At 56.8% G+C, this 18,732-nt stretch carries 14 protein-coding genes, 3 tRNA genes and 2 rRNA genes; 2 read left to right on the forward strand and 17 right to left on the reverse strand.

What is annotated here, in order from left to right:
- Positions 1 to 188: 188 nt before the first annotated feature.
- Positions 189 to 716 carry a peptidylprolyl isomerase gene (locus tag HMPREF2942_RS00130; protein WP_005508008.1) on the reverse strand — a complete coding sequence of 176 codons (528 nt, stop codon included), beginning with the start codon at positions 714 to 716 and terminating at the stop codon, positions 189 to 191.
- A gap of 173 nt (positions 717 to 889) precedes the next feature.
- Here HMPREF2942_RS00130 and HMPREF2942_RS00135 point away from each other — a divergent pair, with 173 nt between their 5' ends.
- Positions 890 to 1,225 (forward strand): hypothetical protein, encoded by a 336-nt coding sequence (locus HMPREF2942_RS00135; protein ID WP_070615733.1) that lies wholly within the window; start codon positions 890 to 892, stop codon positions 1,223 to 1,225.
- A gap of 324 nt (positions 1,226 to 1,549) precedes the next feature.
- On the opposite strand, the gene rrf (HMPREF2942_RS00140) is transcribed toward HMPREF2942_RS00135, so the two are convergent.
- The 16 genes from rrf (HMPREF2942_RS00140) to dnaA all read right to left on the reverse strand — a co-directional run bounded on the left by rrf (HMPREF2942_RS00140) (position 1,550) and on the right by dnaA (position 17,981).
- A 5S ribosomal RNA gene (rrf, locus tag HMPREF2942_RS00140) occupies positions 1,550 to 1,666 on the reverse strand.
- Between the two features lie 3 nt (positions 1,667 to 1,669).
- A tRNA-Ala gene (locus HMPREF2942_RS00145) sits at positions 1,670 to 1,742 on the reverse strand.
- Positions 1,743 to 1,833: 91 nt separating this feature from the next.
- Positions 1,834 to 3,027 carry an acetamidase gene (locus tag HMPREF2942_RS00150; RefSeq protein ID WP_246824315.1) on the reverse strand — a complete coding sequence of 398 codons (1,194 nt, stop codon included), beginning with the start codon at positions 3,025 to 3,027 and terminating at the stop codon, positions 1,834 to 1,836.
- 205 nt (positions 3,028 to 3,232) lie between these two features.
- Complete coding sequence (locus HMPREF2942_RS00155) at positions 3,233 to 3,685, reverse strand: DUF3349 domain-containing protein (protein ID WP_012902638.1); 453 nt, start codon at positions 3,683 to 3,685, stop codon at positions 3,233 to 3,235.
- A gap of 50 nt (positions 3,686 to 3,735) precedes the next feature.
- Positions 3,736 to 4,029, reverse strand: coding sequence for a hypothetical protein (locus HMPREF2942_RS00160; RefSeq protein WP_044149971.1), 294 nt, complete (start codon positions 4,027 to 4,029; stop codon positions 3,736 to 3,738).
- Positions 4,030 to 4,043: 14 nt separating this feature from the next.
- Positions 4,044 to 5,273 carry an inorganic phosphate transporter gene (locus HMPREF2942_RS00165; protein ID WP_012902636.1) on the reverse strand — a complete coding sequence of 410 codons (1,230 nt, stop codon included), beginning with the start codon at positions 5,271 to 5,273 and terminating at the stop codon, positions 4,044 to 4,046.
- A 593-nt stretch (positions 5,274 to 5,866) separates the two neighbouring features.
- Positions 5,867 to 5,983 (reverse strand): 5S ribosomal RNA (gene rrf, locus HMPREF2942_RS00170).
- Between the two features lie 3 nt (positions 5,984 to 5,986).
- Positions 5,987 to 6,059, reverse strand: a tRNA-Ala gene (locus tag HMPREF2942_RS00175).
- A 144-nt stretch (positions 6,060 to 6,203) separates the two neighbouring features.
- Positions 6,204 to 6,277: transfer RNA gene (locus HMPREF2942_RS00180), tRNA-Ile, on the reverse strand.
- A 199-nt stretch (positions 6,278 to 6,476) separates the two neighbouring features.
- On the reverse strand, positions 6,477 to 7,073 hold the full coding sequence (locus HMPREF2942_RS00185; protein WP_005508012.1) for a DUF3566 domain-containing protein: 597 nt from the start codon (positions 7,071 to 7,073) through the stop codon (positions 6,477 to 6,479).
- A complete protein-coding gene (gene gyrA, locus HMPREF2942_RS00190) occupies positions 7,073 to 9,703 on the reverse strand; it encodes a DNA gyrase subunit A (RefSeq protein ID WP_049346991.1) in 2,631 nt (876 codons plus the stop codon). Before gyrA ends, HMPREF2942_RS00185 begins: the two co-directional genes overlap by 1 nt.
- A 79-nt stretch (positions 9,704 to 9,782) precedes the next feature.
- Positions 9,783 to 11,819: a DNA topoisomerase (ATP-hydrolyzing) subunit B gene (gene gyrB, locus HMPREF2942_RS00195; protein WP_044149968.1), complete on the reverse strand. Its 2,037-nt coding sequence runs from the start codon at positions 11,817 to 11,819 to the stop codon at positions 9,783 to 9,785.
- Positions 11,820 to 12,233: 414 nt separating this feature from the next.
- On the reverse strand, positions 12,234 to 12,929 hold the full coding sequence (locus HMPREF2942_RS00200; RefSeq protein WP_070687844.1) for a DciA family protein: 696 nt from the start codon (positions 12,927 to 12,929) through the stop codon (positions 12,234 to 12,236).
- Positions 12,922 to 14,163, reverse strand: coding sequence for a DNA replication/repair protein RecF (gene recF / locus HMPREF2942_RS00205; protein WP_070598864.1), 1,242 nt, complete (start codon positions 14,161 to 14,163; stop codon positions 12,922 to 12,924). Before recF ends, HMPREF2942_RS00200 begins: the two co-directional genes overlap by 8 nt.
- A gap of 189 nt (positions 14,164 to 14,352) precedes the next feature.
- Positions 14,353 to 15,477 (reverse strand): DNA polymerase III subunit beta, encoded by a 1,125-nt coding sequence (gene dnaN / locus HMPREF2942_RS00210; RefSeq protein WP_049327445.1) that lies wholly within the window; start codon positions 15,475 to 15,477, stop codon positions 14,353 to 14,355.
- Positions 15,478 to 16,277: 800 nt separating this feature from the next.
- Positions 16,278 to 17,981, reverse strand: coding sequence for a chromosomal replication initiator protein DnaA (gene dnaA / locus HMPREF2942_RS00215; RefSeq protein WP_070687845.1), 1,704 nt, complete (start codon positions 17,979 to 17,981; stop codon positions 16,278 to 16,280).
- Positions 17,982 to 18,550: 569 nt separating this feature from the next.
- Here dnaA and rpmH point away from each other — a divergent pair.
- Positions 18,551 to 18,688, forward strand: coding sequence for a 50S ribosomal protein L34 (rpmH, locus tag HMPREF2942_RS00220; RefSeq protein ID WP_005504094.1), 138 nt, complete (start codon positions 18,551 to 18,553; stop codon positions 18,686 to 18,688).
- Positions 18,689 to 18,732: the final 44 nt, after the last annotated feature.

Raw genomic sequence — 18,732 nt, forward strand, 5'->3', positions numbered from 1 at the left:
CGTAGTTCATGTAGTTGGGAAAGTTCTCCACTGAACCTCCAGGGGTGGTATGCCGGATCAACCGGGGTGGTGTGGGGGGGCATATAAGCGCAGGGACCCACCGGAAGAATCCTGGCGGGCCCCTGAACTATACGTGTTTTCTCAACACCTTCAGCAGAATGCTCGTATGAGCCTTCCGATGGGGTTTATTAGAGCTTTTCGATGTCGATCGAGGAGATGACAACGTCCTTGACCGGGCGGTCCTGGAAGCCGGTCTCAACGCCCTCAATAGCGTCAACAACCTTCTTGGATGCCTCGTCGGTAACCTCACCGAAGATGGTGTGGCGGCCGTTCAGCCAAGGGGTCTCAACGGTGGTGATGAAGAACTGAGAACCGTTGGTGCCGGGGCCTGCGTTAGCCATTGCCAGCAGGTAGGGCTTGGAGAAGGAGAGCTCGGGGTGAATCTCGTCCTTGAACTGGTAGCCGGGGCCACCAACGCCCATGCCCAGGGGGTCACCACCCTGAATCATGAAGTCCTTGATGATGCGGTGGAACACGACGTCCTTGTACAGGGGGGTGTTCATGATTTCACCGGTGCGGGGGTGCTTCCACTGACGGGAGCCGTCAGCCAGGCCGATGAAGTTCTCAACAGTCAGCGGTGCGTGGTTGCCGAAGAGCTCGACGACGATGTCACCGTAGTTAGTGTGGATAGTTGCCTTAGCAGTTGCATTAGTCATGGCTCTATTGTGGCACGGGGCGGCGCTCATTCGCCATCTAACATGTTTTTTCGCCCCGGGCGCACCGTTGGGCGGGCTTTTTGGGCGGGAATTGAATATCCTGAGAGGTGAACACTACGCGCGCGGCGGCGTTTTCTGGTCGCTGGCGCATTTCAACCGATGGAGGTCACCCCATGTTCTGCTGCAAGAAGCGTAAGGCACGCAAGGCTGCTAAGGCTCAGACTATTGTCTCTTCTCTGGCTGCTGTTGAGTCCGCGCTGGAAGGCAAGACCGCTGAGATGTTCGCTGAGAAGCTGACCGGCAACAAGAAGGCCCTGAAGAAGGCTCGTAAGGCTACCGCAAAGACTGTTCGTGCCGCTGAGAAGGAACTGGCTCGTATTGAGCGTAACGGCGGCAAGCGCCCCCGTAAGGGCCTGGCGTTCCTGGGTCTGCTGGTTGCTCTGGGTGTTGCAGGCGCCGCAGCCTACAACGCAGCTCGTCCCGTGGAGGACCCCTGGAAGAACGCATAAGCGTTCCCGTATCTTCTTCTTCTCTCAGGGGATCTAAGATAGCTTTCTGAGGCGCCGCTAGCGGCGCGAGGGAGCGCTTTATGAAAGATAGCCGCCCGCCAAGAGTTTTACTCTGGCGGGCGGCTATTGTTTGTTCTTTATGGGGGGAGGAAAGGGGAGAGAGGAGGCGCTACAGATGCTACAGGTAGAGCGCTGAATCTCCCCGTGCATATACCCCGGGGTGCCCCCTGCGGTAGTTCCCTGACATGCCCGGATATACCCTGACGTACCCGGATATACAAAGAACCCCATGTCTTTCGACATGGGGTTCTCGGTTCAAAAATAAACCGGCGATGACCTACTCTCCCACACCCACAAAAGTGCAGTACCATCGGCGCGAAGAGTCTTAGCTTCTGGGTTCGGAATGGAACCAGGCGTTTCCCTCTTGCTATAATCACCGGAAAGTGGAGGCGAGGGGACTCGAACCCCTAACCCTCTGCTTGCAAAGCAGATGCGCTACCAATTGCGCCACGCCCCCGTGGTGCTCTACTAGTCTATAACACCTTTTGCGGCTTCACCAAATCCTCATGCATATTTTTTTAGTTAGACCCATCACATTACTGATGGGTTTAGGTAATCACCTCACCCGGCACTGTCGCCTCCCGCTTCGTCAGAGCCTGCAGGGGGACGCTAACCTCCTGCAGATATTTACGAATCGCGGTACGTTGCGCCTCCTTCGCGGACTCCTCCTTCGACTCCGGTCCCTTGAAGCCCAGCTTGAAAGCATCCCACTGGCTCGCTGAGGGGTACTTTTCACGGGCGTTCCACACCAGCGAGAACGACGCCAGGGTATTTAGTTCCTTTCTCGTGGCGGCCTTCGACAGCACATCAGCCACCGTTGCCACACGTGAAGACTCCGCAACGCTCACCGAGATCTTCGACTGCGCACCCGAAGGCAGACTCAGCGCCTTCTCCGGAGCCAACTGAATATTCAGATGAATCTGCTGTACCCGCTCATTCTTCAAATCCAGCTCAGCTAGCGCACGGAAACGCTTCATCAGGGATTCATAGTTCTCATCAATCACCACAGCGTTCAGGCGCAGCTCATCCGCAAGCAGCCCCACCTGAGCGTAGCTCGCATTAGTTCCCAGCGCTGCGTTAGCGGTCAGTACCTTCAGCCACTGCTCTTCTTTCAAAGTCGCCGAATCATTGACTCGCAGTGGGCTCACCGGCGCATCCGTCACCGTATTAGCAACGTTCTGCGGGTCATTCGCCAAATCCACACCGCCATAGGTAACGCTCAGCCGGTGCAAAGAACCGTAAACGGACAGATTAGTCAGAGCCGTAGCAGCCGCCGCCAAATCGGCCTGTGCCGCCGCCGTGAGGGAGAAAGAACCCACCAGGCGCAGATCCTGTTCACGACGCCCCTTACCCACATAAATACGCCCCAGCGACTCAATCTTCAGGTAGCGGGTATCGATATTTTCACGCACCAGACGCTCACGACGCGCCAACAGCTTCTCGGTCGAAACCACCACCGCCGCATCCTCACCCAGCACTCCGGTTGCCGCAATCTGCGGCATTGCGGCGAGCACCCCGGCGGCGGCAACCACTCCGCCAGTCAGAAGCAGGGAACGGCGGGGCACCACGAGGCGGCGCGCCTGCCCGGCAATAGCCTCTTTAGCGGCATCTACGCGGGTAGAGGGGGTCTGAGCAACAGAGTCCTCCGCAGCAATCGATGCCGCCTCAGAAGAGCTCTGAGAGGCTTCTTGAGCGGACGTAAAGTGAGAGTTCTCGGGTTCAGGAGTAGGTGAAGAAGACACAGAATCTCCATGATGTAGGGCGAGCACAAAGCCCGCCATTAGTTTGAGGGAGTGAGTCTCTCTAGAATACCGCCCACACCTATGGGTGAGCTGACAACCCGCGGCGCAGCATTCGAAGGGCATAAAGAAAACCTATGGGGTGGACTTGAGTCCACCCCATAGGTCACAAGATTCATGAGAGTTTTCACCTCTCACAGCAGGCTATTTAGTCGTCCTGCGCAGCAGTAGCGTTCGGAGCCGGAATATTAGCCGACTCGGCAGCCAACTCAGCGATACGAATCTCACCGGTCGTCGGATCATCGTAGGTCACGTACTCGGTACCGCCAGCCGTAGGCTCGGCGTCCTCATTCACGTGGTTCTCCGCAATCAGGAAGCCGTGCGCACCAAGAATCTTAGCGACGCGGTCAATATCCTGCGGGGTCGGGGTATGATCCACCACTCGACGAATGTACTCATTAATGCGCTGGTCACTCACGTACGCCTCACCACGGGCAGCACGGGACTGCATGAGCTGGCGAACAACTTCCTGCAGCTGCTCATCGGTCAGACGCATCTTCAAAATAGCCATCACTGCCGCGCGGTCCTGCACCGGAACATCCTTGGGATACCCGACGCTCAGCCAGTCGATTACTCGAGAGATCATGCTCTTATCAGGCATCGAGCCCCTCCTTCGAAGCAGTCATCATATGCAATTTAGTGTTCACGGGATTAGTGGCCTCCACCGGTTACGCCGAAGATATTCCAGCCGAAAGTGTGGTCGATAAAGTCCTTAGCGACCCAGAGAATACCGATGATTACGATTGCTACGATAATAGCAAAAATGCAGAACGCAGCAATCTTCGCCGCCGTTCCCGGAGGCTCAATTTCAACGAGCTTGCCGTCCGCGGTGTACTCGGTACGACCAGCCAGCATACGCAGACCCAGCGCATAGAGCGCCGGAAGGCCCGCGCCAAAGAACAAACCGGCAATCAGCACCGGAATAACCTTGTTCACAATGTCCATCAGATATTCCACGACTACGAACCTGCCTTCTCAGTAGCAAGGGTCTGGGCTTCTGCGGATGCCTCAGCGCTGGTGACTGCAGCGCCTTCCTTTTCATCCCAGTCGCCAGTCACGTTCGAAGCGTCAATGTTGTCCTTCTGGGAATGACGCCACATCAGGAAGCAGAAGATCACCAGCAGAGCGAACACGGTCATTTCGCCAACAAACTGGGTGCCGGTCAGAGCATTCAGGCCGTGACCAATCAACCAGGTCAGAGCACCCACAATCGCGGCAGCCGGCAGGGTAATCAGCCAAGCAACCACCATGCGGCCAGCAACAGACCAGCGAACCTCAGCACCCTTACGACCCAGGCCACTACCCAGAATCGAACCGGACGCCACGTGAGTGGTCGACAGAGCCATACCGAAGTGGGAGGAGGTCAGAATAATCGCAGCGGATGCACCGTCAGCAGCAACACCCTGCGGGGTGTCTACCTCAACGATGCCCTTACCGAGGGTGCGGATAATGCGCCAACCGCCCAGGTAAGTACCCAGAGCAATAGCAATAGCGCAGGAAGCCTTCACCCACAGGGGGATCGCGTCATCGTTGCTCAGAGTGCCCGAAGCAACCAGAGCCAGGAAGATCACGCCCATGGTCTTCTGCGCATCGTTGGTACCGTGCGCCAGAGACATCAGGGATGCGGTCGCAACCTGTCCCTTGCGGAAGCCGCCGTGCTTACGGTCGTCAGCCACCGGGGCAGCAATACGGTAGACCAGCCAAGTGCCGGTTGCCGCCACAATAGCCGCAATGACGGGGGAGAGGACCGCGGGAACAATAATCTTGGACAGAACGCCCATCCACTGCACGCCGTCAAAGCCGATCGCGACAATAGCCGAACCAATCAGGCCACCAAACAGAGCGTGCGACGAGGAGGAGGGAAGACCCAGAAGCCAGGTCAAAACATTCCAGAGGATACCGCCAACCAGGCCGGTAAAGACGATAAGCATCAGCGCCGGGCCATCCGTTGTTACATCGATACGATCCAGGTTCACGATGCCGCTACCAACCGAGCGTGCCACCTCAACAGAGAGGAACGCGCCGACAAGGTTCAGGGACGCAGACAGCGCCACGGCGGTCTTAGGCTTCAGTGCACCGGTGGCAATGGAGGTTGCCATCGCGTTACCGGTGTCGTGGAAGCCATTCGTAAAGTCGAAGGCGAGCGCGGTAAGCACCACGATCACGAGAATAATGAGTTCTGTAGTCACAAGAAAATTATCTGTCGGTTTTCACGAAATCTAAAGTATTCCGAATTAACACGAAATAACAGATAAACCCACAGTATTGAGCGGGTTTCCGTGAGGGTTTTACTATAGAGCCCATATTTCAGGGGAAAATCTCCCGATATTCCGCGGAAAAAAGGGTGCACCTATCGGAATGCTTAAGTTGGTTTATGTGGCTTATGCGAGAGTGCGGGGGAGAGGGGTGATTATATCCATCAAGAGGCTAAAGTGTGTTCACCAAGTGTTCACTTTCAGGAACCTCCCAGCTTTCTTTTTGTGACACACCTTTATTATTCAGACCTCATTTGGGCCACCAAGCTACCCGCACGGGATACTCCTGTGGGTTTTTACGGCGCTGGGCTTTCTGCGGAGCACATTCTCCACAGTAGGGGTTTCCTACAGCCGTGCGCATTCGAATATCACGAAGAATTGAATCTATACCCGCGGCGCACGCAGCACATCAGCTTCGCGAGGTATTCGCATCTACCCCCCCCCGCATCACATCAGCAGATACAACAACTTTGGCGAATACAACAAAAGACCCCGTATCTTTCGATACGGGGCCTTTTTCAAAAATAAACCGGCGATGACCTACTCTCCCACACCCACAAAAGTGCAGTACCATCGGCGCGAAGAGTCTTAGCTTCTGGGTTCGGAATGGAACCAGGCGTTTCCCTCTTGCTATAATCACCGGAAAGTGGAGGCGAGGGGACTCGAACCCCTAACCCTCTGCTTGCAAAGCAGATGCGCTACCAATTGCGCCACGCCCCCGTCTCAGCGGAAACCACTGTTTAGTTATTTTTCCAAGCCTTCACGACTTCATTGCTCTGGTACTTTTTCAGGACCATCGCAGTGACACACGAAAGAACAGTAAGAATCAATAATTTCTTCATTATTGCCTTTCATAGTGTGGAGTGGGCGTACCAAGAATCGAACTTGGGACCTCTTCGTTATCAGCGAAGCGCTCTAACCGTCTGAGCTATACGCCCTCCCTCTGCGGAATTTCTTCCGTAGAACGAGATATAACTATACAGGTATTTGAAGGTAACACCAAATCAAAAAAGCATGTTCTGCATCACACTTTAATATTGGGGGTTCCCAAGCATACAGAGCGGGGCATGCAGAACGGGCGGCACCGCCTCCACCAGAGACAGAACCGCCCGCACACAAAGCTCAAAAAGCTACAAACTAGGACTCATCGCTCAGAGTCAAGGTCACGCCACCAACCAGCTTCGCAGCCAGGTTGTACAGAATCGCGCCAATCATACCCAGCAGAGTAAAGACCACAGTGTTGACCACAGCAAAAATAGTAGTCACCAAAGCAACCTGACCCAGCGAAATCATCTGCGAAATATCCACAGTGGTCGAACCAGTACCCAGAGAGCTAATCAGCTGGTTCACACCGGTAAACGCACCAGAAGCCTGCAGGAACAGCCACAGAATCACCGAAGCCACCACAGTCACAATGCCCAAAGCAATAGACAGCAGGAAGATCAGCTTAGCCACCGACCACGTATCAACCTTCTGAACCACCAGACGCGCGCGACGAATCTTCGAACGCGGCGCCGGACGCACCAACTGACGGCGCGAACCGGTCGGACGCTTAGCGTTCACAGGGCGCTTGCCAGCAGGACGCTTAGCGGTACCGCCAGGACGAGCCTGGCCCGAACGTGCCTGAGCCGGGCGACGCGCGCCAGCCTTAGCCGCACCCGAAGACTTAGATGCACCAGCCGACGCCGAACGCTGTGCCGACGCAGGAGAGGAGCTCGCGGGAGTGCTGCTCATTAGTTACCTCCAGTAGCGGTGAGATCGGCAGCCGCCGCTTCACCCTCGTTGTCCGTACCGGGCGCCTCAGAAGACTCCGAAGCCTCGGTGTTCTCAGTGGTTTCATCGTCGCTATCATCCAGCTGACGATCCTGGTTGCGTGCAACACCAATAATAGAATCGCCCTTACCGGGCTTTGCAAAGATAACACCCATAGTATCGCGTCCCTTCGCAGGAACCTCATTCACGTTCGAACGAACGACCTTGCCGCTGGCCATAACCACCAGCACCTCGTCCTCTTCATCCACAATGAGGCCACCCACCAGGGCGCCACGATCCTCAACTAGCTTAGCAACCTTAATGCCGAAGCCGTTACGGCCCTGCACGCGGTACTCATCCACGCTCGTACGCTTCGCGTAACCACCCTCAGTGACCACGAAGACGAAGGAGCCCTCAGTAACCACATTCGCAGAAATCAGCTCATCGCCCTCACGGAACTTCATACCGGTCACACCGGAGGTCGAACGACCCATCGGGCGCAACGACGCATCATCAGCATGGAAGCGCAGCGACATACCGTTACGCGACACCAGCAGAATATCGTCCTTATCCGAAACGGTGAACGCCGAAACAACCTCATCGCCCTCACGCAGGTTAATCGCAATCAGGCCGGCAGTACGGTTCGTATCGTAATCGCTCAGGCGACTTTTCTTCACCATGCCGCCGCGAGTAGCAAGCACCAGGTACTCAGCATCCTCATAGCTCTTCAGCTCCATGACCTGAGCAATATGCTCACCGCCCTGGAACTCCAGCAGGTTCGCAATGTGCTGGCCCTTCGCGTCACGACCGGCTTCCTGCAGCTCATAACCCTTCGCACGGTACACGCGACCCAAGTTCGTGAAGAACAGAATCCAGCTGTGCGTAGTGGTCACAAAGAAGTGCTCCACCACGTCATCACCGCGCAGCGAGGCACCCTTAATGCCCTTACCACCACGGTGCTGGCTACGGTACTGATCACTTCGGGTGCGCTTAATGTAGCCGCCGCGAGTAATCGTCACCACGACCTCCTCCTCGGGGATGAGGTCTTCCATGGACATGTCGCCGTTGTAGCCGTACATAATCTGGGTGCGACGCTCATCGCCGTAGCGGTTCACAATCTCACCCAGCTCCTCAGAGATAATCTCGCGCTGGCGAGTCTCCGAAGCAATAATCGCGTTGTACTCAGCGATCATGCGCATCAGCTCATCGTGACGATCCTGAATCTTCTGACGCTCCAGGGCAGCCAGACGACGCAGCTGCATGTTCAGAATTGCCTGAGCCTGAGCCTCATCAATCTGCAGGAACTCCATCAGGCCGCTACGCGCCTCATCAGCGGTGGGGGAGCGGCGAATCAGGGCAATAACCTCATCCAGAGCATCCAGAGCCTTCAGCAGGCCACGCAGGATGTGCGCCTCTTCCTCCGCCTGACGCAGACGGTAACGGGTACGACGAACGATAACGTCCATCTGGTGATCCACCCAGTGACGCACAAACGCATCCAGGGACAGGGTACGCGGCACACCATCAACAATGGCGAGCATATTCGCGGAGAAGTTCTCCTGCAGCTGGGTGTGCTTGTACAGGTTGTTCAGCACAACCTTCGGGGAAGCATCACGCTTGAGCACAATCACCAGACGCTGACCGGTACGGCCCGAAGTCTCATCGCGCAGATCCGCGATGCCGGTGACCTTACCGTCCTTGATGAGCTCAGCAATCTTAATCGCCAGGTTATCCGGGTTCGCCTGGTACGGCAGCTCGGTAACCACCAGGCAGGTACGACCGTGGATTTCCTCCACATTGACCACCGCGCGCATGGTGATAGAGCCACGGCCAGTACGGTACGCATCCTCAATGCCCTTGGTACCCAGAATCTGTGCACCTGTCGGGAAGTCGGGGCCCTTAATGCGCGCCATCAGAGCGTTCAGCAGCTCCTCATTGGTGGCGTGCGGGTTCTTCAGGAACCACTCCACACCCTCGGCAACCTCACGCAGGTTATGCGGCGGAATATTGGTCGCCATACCCACAGCAATACCCGAAGAACCGTTGACCAGCAGGTTCGGGATGCGCGCGGGCAGAACGGTAGGCTCCAGGGACTTGCCGTCATAGTTGGGCTGGAAATCAACGGTGTCTTCGTTGATGTCACGCACCATCTCAAGGGCAATGGGAGCCATCTTGGTCTCAGTGTATCGAGGCGCTGCAGCACCGTCGTTACCGGGGGAGCCGAAGTTACCCTGACCCAGAGCCAGCGGGTAACGCATAATCCAGCTCTGAATCAGACGCACCAGAGTGTCGTAGATAGCGCTATCGCCGTGGGGGTGGAACTGACCCATCACGTCGCCAACCACGCGGGCGCACTTATTGAAGGATCGGTCCGGGCGGTAGCCGCCGTCGTACATCGCGTAGATCACGCGGCGGTGCACGGGCTTGAGACCATCACGCACATCCGGCAGGGCGCGGCCAATAATAACCGCCATTGCGTAGTCCAGGTAGGAACGCTGCATTTCAGTCTGCAGGTCCACCTGTTCAATGTGACCGTGGTGGTCTACGCTTTCAGCGCCACCGTTGCTGACTACGTCAACCTCAGTGGATTTATTCTGCTGTTCTTCGCTCATTACTTTCTCATTCCTCAATGACTCGCTCGGCTATATAGCTCATTTGGCATATTCCATACGGGGTATATGCCGTTTCGGGCTAGATATCGAGGAATCGAATGTCCTTTGCGTTCTGCTGGATAAACTCACGACGAGCCTCAACGTCCTCGCCCATCAGAACAGAGAAGATCTGGTCAGCCGCTGCTGCGTCTTCCATCTTCACCTGCAACAGGGTGCGGCGAGCCGGGTCCATGGTGGTATCCCACAGCTCGGTGTAGTCCATCTCGCCCAGACCCTTGTAACGCTGAATGCCGTTGTCCTTAGGCAGGCGCAGGTTCTTCGCCGCGCCACGAGCCAGAGCCTCATCACGCTCAGCATCCGAGTACACGTAGTCGTGCGGAGCGTTCGACCACTTGATGCGGTACAGCGGCGGCTGAGCCAGGTACACATAACCCGCCTCAATCAGCGGACGCATAAAGCGGAAGAGCAGAGTTAGCAGCAGAGTCGTAATATGCTGACCATCGACGTCCGCATCCGCCATCAGAACGATCTTGTGGTAGCGTGCCTTCTCAATATCGAAGTCGTCACCAATGCCGGTACCGAAAGCGGTAATCATCGCCTGAATTTCAGCATTGGACAGGGCACGGTCCAGGCGAGCGCGCTCAACGTTCAGGATCTTACCGCGCAGCGGCAGAATAGCCTGAGTGTTCGGGTCGCGTCCCTGAACAGCCGAACCACCCGCGGAGTCACCCTCCACCAGGTAAATCTCAGAGATCGACGGATCCTTCGAGGAGCAGTCCTTGAGCTTACCGGGCATGGAGCTGGTTTCCAGCAGGCCCTTACGGCGGGTCGTCTCGCGTGCCTTACGGGCTGCAATACGCGCCTGAGCGGCGGTGATTGCGCGGCGCACAATATCCTTCGCCACCGCGGGGTTACGACCGAACCAGTCACCGAGGTGATCGTTCACCTCACGCTGGGTGAAGGACTTAGCCTCCGAGTTACCCAGCTTGGTCTTGGTCTGACCCTCGAACTGCGGCTCAGAAATCTTAATCGAAATCACCGCGGTCAGGCCCTCACGCACGTCTTCACCGGTGAGGTTATCGTCCTTATCGCGCAACAGCTTGTTCTCACGCGCGTAACGGTTCACCAGCGAGGTCAGAGCGGCACGGAAACCCTCTTCGTGAGTACCGCCCTCGTGGGTGTTAATCGTGTTCGCGTACGAGTAGACGGACTCCTTGTAGGCGCCAGTCCACTGCATCGCCACTTCCAGGCTCATATTGCGCTCAGTGTCTTCGGCTTCAAAGGAGACAATCTCCTCGTTCACGATGGTCTTCGCGCCTGCGTTGAGGAAGTGTACGTAGTCGAACAGGCCGTTGTCGTAACGGTAGGTGACAGTCGTGAAACCCTCAGCGTTCGCGTGCACGCGGTTGAGGATGTTTTCCTTCTTTTCGCTCTCTTCAGCAACCTCGTCACCGACGAACTTCTCGCGCTCATCGGTCAGGGTGATGGTCAGGCCCTTGTTCAGGAACGCCATCTGCTGGAAACGGGCGCGCAGAGTCTCAAAGTCGAACTCGACGGTCTCGAAAATCTCGGGGTCCGGGTAGAAGGTCTGAATGGTACCGGTCTTATCGGACGGTTCACCCTTACGCAGGGGGCCGTCCGGCACACCGCCATTAGAGAAAGAAATGTGCCATGCGTAGCCCTGGCGGTGCACCTCGGTAATCACGCGGGTGGACAGCGCGTTCACCACGGAGATACCCACACCGTGCAGACCACCAGAAACAGAGTAGCCGCCGCCGCCAAACTTACCGCCAGCGTGCAGCACGGTCATGACGACCTCAACAGTGGACTTGTGCTCGGTGGGGTGCTCATCCACGGGAATACCGCGGCCATCATCCTCTACGCGAACAGCACCATCAGCCTGAATGGTCACGTCAATTTTGGAGGCGTAACCGGCGAGCGCCTCGTCAACCGAGTTATCTACAACCTCGTAGACCAGGTGGTGCAGACCGCGCTCAGTGGTCGAGCCAATGTACATGCCGGGGCGCTTGCGAACCGCTTCCAGACCTTCCAGCACGGTAATATCGGATGCACCGTATTCATGCTGCTGTTCAGATGCATTCTGTTCAGATGCCACGAGGCAGAACTCCTTGAGTAGATGATGCAACCGGCGAAGAAAAGTTACGGGTAGCCAAGAGCGGAGCCTAGAACGCCTCACAGGGGCACAAGAAAGTGCCTGCACAACCCGCGTTGCCGGTGGTGCCCATAGGTGGGCACACTTTACGCATTGTCTCTTTTATTTTACCGAGCAAGAGAGCTTAAAACCATCTACGGGCGTCATTTATTGAGCTTTTTGAGAGCTATCACCCGCTCAAAAGCCCGCAAAGGCGGTTTAGAGTGGTTCAACCCCCTCTTGAGGTAGGGGGTACAGTTCACAGCCTCGTGGGGGTTGCCGGCGATTCTATAGCTTTCATAGCGTGCAGAAAAAAGCTTATTTTGACCTAACACCGTTCAATCAGCAGGTGATCGAGAGCCAGAGGCGCCCAGAAGGCTACCCGTAGGTGTCGCGCACACCGCGCATACCTGTGGCACGCCGATAGCCTCGCTGATTCCAGCGTCCGTTGTTCGGACCCAGCACGCGAACCTGAGCCACGACACCATCACCCAATTCGCGGCGGAAAAGTTCAATGAGGTGCCCGTGCATCAGGCGCAGCTGAGTCGTCCAGGCGGTAGAGTCGCACTGGACTTCAACAATGGAGTTTTCGAAGCTGATAGGGCGGGTGTGTGCCGCGATTTCAGGGCCCACGAGCTCAGCCCAGCGAGCCAGCACGCTAGAGACCGCCACAGGCTCTTTCCAGCCGCGAGAACGAATCAGGGCGCTGACGATGCCGCCGAGGGATTTGGGGTCGCGAGAGCTCTCTCCGGGGCCGCTATAGCCACCCATGACGCGGGGATCCCAGCCCTGCGCTCGCCGCGATTTCTTCTTCGAGGCGGCACCGGACATGACCGCCCCAAAATCACGCATGATTTTATTCGCCGAGAAGACATTCAGGGGCGCCTCGCCGCGTTCTTGAGCCGCCACTCGCATGCGGGTTAGCAGGGCGGAGGGGGCGTCCACCTCGTCACGGTAGAACTCATCCACGCCGTCAACCTCGTGCGGGTTTTGAGGCTCCGCAAACTGCGATTCCGCGAACTCATCGAATGTTTCACGTGAAACATGGTTTTGAGGGTGGACGGGGCTACTCATCGCCGCCACCTTCCGCGAGCGCAGAAACGGTCGAGTTCGACTGCCCCACAGAGTCAGTGACAGAGTCGCCGGCGGGTTGCACATACTCGGCGTGCCCCGCCGTCACCGACACCAGGCGGTAGTCGCCCAGCTCCTCCGGAATATCGCTAAGTACTGCGCAGGTAATCAGCACCTGCTCCGCGTTGGCGACCATCGCACCCAGGCGGTGGCGGCGCGCAGAATCAAGCTCCGCAAACACATCATCAAGAATCAGAATCGGCGAAGAACCCACCGAGGAGTCATCCTCAACATGCACAAACCAGGACGCCAACTTCAGAGCCAGAGCAAAAGACCAGCTCTCGCCGTGCGAGGCAAAATGCTTCACCGGCATGCCACCGAGCAGCAGGGTAATATCCTCACGGTGCGGACCCACCAGGGTCACGCCACGCTCAATCTCGTCGCGTCGGCGCTCCGTAAAACCACGCATCAAAGCCTCCTTGAGATCCTCAATGCGCATCAGTGCCGCATGCTCGATTGAGCGCTCGCCCATGCTCGAAAAAACAGTCGACTCATAGTTGAAACCAACCTCTTTAGAGCCGTCCGTCAGCCCCGTGTAGGCGCGGCGAAGCTGCGGCAAAAAACGCTGTAACAGACGAAAACGCGCTGAAAGCAGCTGAGCACCCAGAGTCGACAGCTGCTCATCCCATACCGAGAGCGTGCTCAAGGCGTTCTCGTCCCGCGCCTTACGCTGCATGGATTTCAGCAGTGAATTACGCTGCCGCAAAATCCGCTCGTACTCGCTACGGTACCCGGAGACCACCGGACGCAAAGAGCTGGCCAAATCATCCACAAAACGACGACGACCGGCGGGATCCCCCTTCACCAGTTGCAGATCCTCCGGGGAAAACAGCACCGTGCGGGCAATGCCCAGCGCCTCCTTGGCGCGCACTGGCGCGGCACGATTAATGCGCACCCGATTACTCTGCCCCGGAGCAATCTCAAACTCGGTCACTGTCTGCTGCGAACCGCGCACCGTACGGGTGCGAATATAGGCGCGCGAAGCACCCGCTCGAACCAGCGGCCCGTCATGGCTCACACGGTGCGAAGAGAGCGACGCCGCATAGTCGATTGCCTCAACAATATTGGTTTTCCCCACACCATTAGAGCCCAGAAACACCGTAACTCCCGCCGAAAGAGGCAGGCTCAGCAGGGCGTAGGTACGGTAATCCAACAACGAAATATGGTCAATATACACCGGAGCAGCTCCTTTCACGGGGTTTCACATACGGGGTCGCAGGGGTTCACAGCGCCAGCTGGCGGGCACAGTGCGCAGGCCAAAATACTGTGGTTTTCCGCACGGATGAGCACAGAAAAAACAGCGCAACCCCGCACATACCCACGATGCATAGGGCACCGAAAGACGTGCGGGGTAGCGACGCTGAAACTAGTTCGACGGCAGGCGAACCGGCATCAGCAGGTAACGGTAGTTGCGGTCATCCTCAGCCAGAGGCTCATCCTGACCGGAAATTACGGCAGGCTTCGGCGCATCGGTGAAGGAGAAACGAACGAACTCGGTACCAAAAACCTTCAAACCATCCGAGAGGTAGGCGGGGTTGTACGCAACGGTGATGTCATCACCGGACAGGTGCGCCTGCAGAGTCTCGGATGCCTGAGCCTCATCACCGCGGCCGGCATCAATAGCAACCGAACCCTGAGTGAACTTCAGACGCAGGGGAGTGTTGCGTTCCGCCACGAGGGAGATACGGCGAGCAGCCTCAGCCAGGTCGGAGGTGCGAACCACCGCGTGAATCGGGGTCTGTTCGGGGAACAGCGCACGGATGTTGGGGTAGTCGCCGTCCATCAGAACGCTGGTGGTGCGGCGGGTACCCGCTGCGAAGCCGATCAGCTCACCCGCTGCGGGCAGGGCGATAGACAGATCGCCGGAACCGGAGAGGGTGCTACCGACCTCAGAGACGGTCTTAGCCTTCAGCAGCACAGCCGCCTGAACGTCAGGGTTGGTCGGGTTCCACTTGATTTCGCGCATTGCCAGGCGGTAGCGGTCGGTGGCGAGCAGGGTCATGGTATCGCCATTGATTTCTACGCGGATACCGGTCAGCAGCGGCAGGGTCTCATCCTTGGACACCGCAATCTGAACCTGCTTGACGGCTTCAGCGAATTCGGCGCCGTCCACGGTACCGGAAATTTCGGGAAGCTCGGGAAGCTCGGGGTAGTCCACGACCGGCATGCCAGCGAGCTGGAAGTTAGCGGAACGGCAGTGAATACGAATCACGGACTCATCTGCGGTGAACTCGACGGGTGCGTTCGGTAGGGAGCGGCAAATTTCTGCCAGGATCTTGCCGGGAACCAGGCACACGCCTTCTGCTTCAACATCGGCTGCAATGACCTGGCGGGCGCTGGTCTCGTGATCGAAGCTTGCGATGCTGACCTCACCTGCGGAGGCGGTAATCAGCAGACCGTTGAGTACGGGGGAGGTGGGACGCAGCGGAAGTGAGCGTGCCGTCCAGCCGACTGCTTCGGCAAGGACATCGCGTTCAACGGTGAATTTCATCGAGAAGGCGCCTTTCACGGAATTGGAGAGTCATTTTGGGGCGCACGTAAAGCTTATGGGCGAAAGAGCCGGAAATATCGCGTGCTCTGGTGCGCAGTACATCTTCCCGCGCGCGCGTCTATCCATCCTACCGGATTTTGTAATTACACAGAGACACAGAGGTCGCTCCTGCAGCGAAAAATCGGGTGAGATGAGGCATGTAGGGTCACTGTATTTTTGTAATTACAAAGATAGGCGGAAGGCGTATCAAACCTAGTCGAAAACAGGTTCGAATTAGGTGATGGTTCGGTGTTGGTTTCTTCTTCAAACCCAACCTTCAAATCCAACCCAAAAGATAGAGTGCAGCTATCGATCCAAATCCGCGAAAATCTACGTTTTCAGTAAGGGTGCACAGAAAAACCTGAAACAGCCCGGTTGGTCGAGCAGAACTACTTGTTATGGGGAGGATTTTTTCTTTAAGTACAGTAGTATTGTTAACGCTTGTGGAAACGGTGGAAAACCCCTTCCTTGCCTGCAATGACGCGGAAGTAGCCTGTGGACATTAAGTGGAAGAAACCACTCAACGCTGAGGATGCATTGTGTATGGATATTTATACATTTCCTCGATTCCACACCTTTTGAATATTCATGCACTTAACGTCCACACGAACGCATGAGTTAAAGCACAGCTTATCCACACCCCAAAAATCTAGCTTTCAGAGTCGCTAAAATCTTGGATCCAGCGTGAAACCCTGCCCCGAAGCCTATAAAACACCTAGTCGAGGCACAAAATAAGCTACGGGACAGGGACAAAAACACATCTAGCCGGCGGCGCGCTGCTCCTGGCGAATCAAATTCGTCAGCTCAGTCACCTGATTGAAAATCGTTTGACGCTCCGCCATCTGCGCGCTCACCTTACGCACCGCGTGCATCACCGTCGTATGGTCGCGGCCGCCCAAATCGTTACCAATACGCGGCAGGGACATCTCGGTCAGCTCACGCAGAAGATACATCGCCACCTGGCGCGCATTCGTGAGCGTACGGGTGCGAGACTTCGACTGCATATCCTCAATGGACACATCAAAATACTTCGCCACCGTCGCCAAAACCAGCGCCGACGTAATCTCCGCACCACCGGTATCAGAGAGCAAATCCTTCAGATAGGTCTCAGCCTCAGCCAGGGTAATGGGCTCCGGCGGCTTCTTCATCGAGGCGGCAGCGCTCGCACGAATCAGAGCGCCCTCCAACTCGCGAATATTGGCCGTGACATGGGAAGCAATGTACTCCATGACATCATCGCGCACCGGCAAAATCTCGTTCTGAGCCTTCTTCCGCAGAATCGCGATACGAGTCTCCAGCTCCGGAGGCTGCACATCCACATTCAGGCCCGAGCCGAAACGCGAACGCATACGCTCAGCGAAACCGGTCAACTGCTTCGGCGGCAAATCAGAGGTAATCACGATCTGCTTCTGGTGGTTGTACAGGGCGTTAAACGTATGGAAGAACTCCTCCATCGTCGCCTCTTTACCCGCCAAAAACTGGATATCGTCAATCAGAAGAACGTCAACATTGCGGTAAATCTGCTTGAACGACGAACCCTCATCGTCACGAATCGAGTTAATGAAGTCATTCGTGAACTCCTCAGAATTCACGTAGCGCACCCGCAAATTCGGGTACAGATACTTGGTGTAGTGGCCGATCGCGTGCAGCAGATGGGTCTTACCCAGACCCGAACCGCCGTAGATGAACAGCGGGTTATAGACAATGCCGGGCTGCTCCGCCACCGCGAAAGCGCTCGCGTGCGCAAAGCGGTTGGACTGACCAATCACGAAGGTGTCGAAGGTGTAGTTCGGGTTCAGTCGGGCAGAGCTATCCCAAGTCGGCGCGTTTTCCGGGTCTTCATGCGGATGCACCTGCTGGGCCTCCGGTACCGCCGGGGCGTCCGGAACAAAAGTGGGTGCCGGATACTCGCGAGGCGCCGGCGCACCCGCGACAGGAGCCGCCGGAGCGGGCTGCTGTGCGGAGGGGAACCCGGCACGCTCCGCCTCCAAAGCCTGCAGGGAGGGGCGGGTGACCTGCTCATCGGCGGGCACCTCGTAGTGGTCAGGGCCCGGATGCGGCTCGGTGTAGTACTCAAAAGCGCGCGAACCGGCGGGCGCCTCGGGATGCGCAGAAGCCGTCGCTACCGAAGGGATGGGCTGGTGCTCAACAGGCACCTCACGCTCACCATGGAAAACGTCTTGACTTGCAGGTTCAACCGGAATCATCGACTCATTCACATCGAAAAGCGCGGTAGTCGACGGGCCAAATGCCTCGTGCAGAGCCGCACGGAACGACGCACTGATCTGCTCCTCAAAGACCGCACGGGTGAGCTTATTCGGCACCTCAATGATGAGGCGAGAAGAACCCATCAATCCCTGAGGCTGCGCAAGATTCACGAAACCACGCTGACGTGCCGTCACCGCCGGATCGGCGGCAAGAATGGAGAGCAGATGCGCCCAGCGCGCCTGAAGGGAGTCGGTCATGGAATTCTTTACTTTCACTCGATGTGAAGCGGTGGTGCAGTAAAGAAATCATGCCGGAAACCACCGCGAGGTCATTAAGATTCTACCCGCTTAATACACAGGGGGAGAAAGTTATCCACAAGAGTTTTCCACACGGTGGAAAACTTGTAATTACAGAGGTGGATAAGCGGTGGATTTAAGTGCATAACAGGTCTTCTTCCCTGATATTTAGCGGAAAACTCCAAAAGCTCAAGGGTGTGGATAACTCGCTGATAGTAGGAAGTATGGGTGGGATATGCACCATGGTGGATACCGTGCTGCCGCAAATATCCCCAGGTTTACACCCCAAGAACACGTAGCGTCTCCACAGCCTGTACACCCGCCGCGATCACCGCCTCCGCACCACAAACGAGCCCGGAATCACGCGGAAAAAAGCGTTAAGAACTTGATTTACGCCCTCCACTCTTCTAAAGTTGTGCTGTTGTGTGTGCACCGCCTACTGCGAATAGTCGCGGTACCTCCGTGCACCAAGAAGCGTACGGTTCCGATACCCGTGAGGGCACGAACCGCAAAAATCAAGGAGACAAAGTATGAGCAAGCGTACTTTCCAGCCGAACAACCGCCGTCGCGCTAAGAAGCACGGCTTCCGTCTGCGTATGCGTACCCGTGCAGGCCGCGCGATTCTGTCGAGCCGCCGCGGTAAGGGCCGCGCAAAGCTCTCGGCCTAATCACGGCATATAGTTCGCCCGCCGATGCACACGCATCGGCGGGG

Origin of the sequence: Rothia sp. HMSC071C12 (assembly GCF_001813895.1) — a bacterium.
GTDB classification, from domain to species: Bacteria; Actinomycetota; Actinomycetes; order Actinomycetales; family Micrococcaceae; genus Rothia; species Rothia mucilaginosa.

Bases quoted from the DNA above. Each gene is read 5' to 3' on its own strand.
- HMPREF2942_RS00130 (WP_005508008.1), bottom strand. From the start codon at position 716: ATGACTAATGCAACTGCTAAGGCAACTATCCACACTAACTACGGTGAC.
- HMPREF2942_RS00135 (WP_070615733.1), top strand. From the start codon at position 890: ATGTTCTGCTGCAAGAAGCGTAAGGCACGCAAGGCTGCTAAGGCTCAG.
- HMPREF2942_RS00155 (WP_012902638.1), bottom strand. From the start codon at position 3,685: ATGCCTGATAAGAGCATGATCTCTCGAGTAATCGACTGGCTGAGCGTC.
- HMPREF2942_RS00160 (WP_044149971.1), bottom strand. From the start codon at position 4,029: ATGGACATTGTGAACAAGGTTATTCCGGTGCTGATTGCCGGTTTGTTC.
- HMPREF2942_RS00185 (WP_005508012.1), bottom strand. From the start codon at position 7,073: ATGAGCAGCACTCCCGCGAGCTCCTCTCCTGCGTCGGCACAGCGTTCG.
- gyrA (WP_049346991.1), bottom strand. From the start codon at position 9,703: ATGAGCGAAGAACAGCAGAATAAATCCACTGAGGTTGACGTAGTCAGC.
- HMPREF2942_RS00200 (WP_070687844.1), bottom strand. From the start codon at position 12,929: ATGAGTAGCCCCGTCCACCCTCAAAACCATGTTTCACGTGAAACATTC.
- dnaN (WP_049327445.1), bottom strand. From the start codon at position 15,477: ATGAAATTCACCGTTGAACGCGATGTCCTTGCCGAAGCAGTCGGCTGG.
- dnaA (WP_070687845.1), bottom strand. From the start codon at position 17,981: ATGACCGACTCCCTTCAGGCGCGCTGGGCGCATCTGCTCTCCATTCTT.
- rpmH (WP_005504094.1), top strand. From the start codon at position 18,551: ATGAGCAAGCGTACTTTCCAGCCGAACAACCGCCGTCGCGCTAAGAAG.